1 protein-coding gene is annotated in these 1,168 nt (G+C 32.9%); it reads right to left on the bottom strand.

Going from position 1 to position 1,168, the window contains the following annotated elements; translation table 11 throughout:
- Window positions 1-1,168: PBECR2 nuclease fold domain-containing protein (locus tag BKH43_RS08580; RefSeq protein ID WP_253248087.1), on the bottom strand; the 1,168-nt coding region annotated here is incomplete at both ends.

The following is a 1,168-nucleotide window of genomic DNA, read 5'->3' as shown; positions in this document are numbered from 1 at the left end:
CTTCTTGACTTGTTTTAGTAGCTTTGGTAGAATTTTCCTGTATATCAGTCTTGTTGGTTGAGGACGTGATATCTGTAAAAGCTTTCTGTGGCGAGTTTGTCCCGAAGTTTGGAGATTGATATATTTTTTTTACTCCCCCAGCCTTAAACTTATTTTCTATATTGCTAGCTCTTTTAGGTGCATTAGAAACTGCTATTAAATAATCATCAAACTCCTTATTAATGCTAGTAAAATATACCTTATCGTCTATTTGTTTTATGAAAATAACCATTCCTTCTTTATCTTTAAACACCATATCTGGGCTTTCTAAAGTTGGTCTTAGCTCTTTTATATACTTAGTTCTATTCCTTCCTACTAGTTTTTTAAAACTACCCAAAGTTAGCTTAACTTCCTTGCCACCAAGGGCTTCTTTAACCTCTAAAGGTAGTGTAGGTATAAAATCTTCTTCTAAGCTTTTAAGTCCTAGTGTTTCTATCCACTCTTTTACTACTTCAGGGCTTGCTGTAACTTCTTTACTTACATCATCTTTACTTTTCTTATAAGTAAAAGTGTAGGGTTTGTAAATATGACTTGTTTCTTTAGCTTCATTAATCCCACCTTCTTCTTTACTTGCAAGTGGGGTTAATCCTTCTTCACTAGTATTTGCTTTATCAGTATTAGTGTTTGCTTTATCAGTATTGGTATTTGCTTTATCAGTACTTAGGTCTTGGTTATTTGATACATTATTACTTGTTAGATTATCTTCTTTACTAGCAAGCTTAGTTTCTTCACTTGTAAGATTACTAGTATTAAAAAACTCATCTAGTTCTTTTCTTTCTTGATTTGAGGCTTCAAAGGCTTTAGCATACTCTGGCTTTAAGGTTTTAAAAAAGTTATCATAAAGTCTTAAGATAGCCCTCTTAGTAAGTTCTAGCCTACTAAACTCCTTACTTTTAACTATATGTTCAGTTAGCCCTGCTAAAGACTTATCTTGTAAGGGTAGTTTTAGATAGTCTTGTACTACTTTAGACATAGCAGACTTTGGATCACTCATAGGTAAGATATAACCTAGTAATCTTGCAGATGTATTAAGTGCTTTCATAGCAAACCTACCACTTGGAGTAGTTGCTAGTAAGTTACCACCTTTTTGCTTTGCTGTTTTATCTAGTCTTTTTAAGATAGCATCATC

This window comes from Helicobacter sp. 13S00401-1 (genome assembly GCF_002272925.1).
In the GTDB taxonomy this organism is placed as follows: Bacteria; Campylobacterota; Campylobacteria; order Campylobacterales; family Helicobacteraceae; genus Helicobacter_I.
The sequence above is the reverse complement of the archived record's forward strand: the minus strand, read 5'-3'. Positions and strand labels throughout refer to the sequence as shown.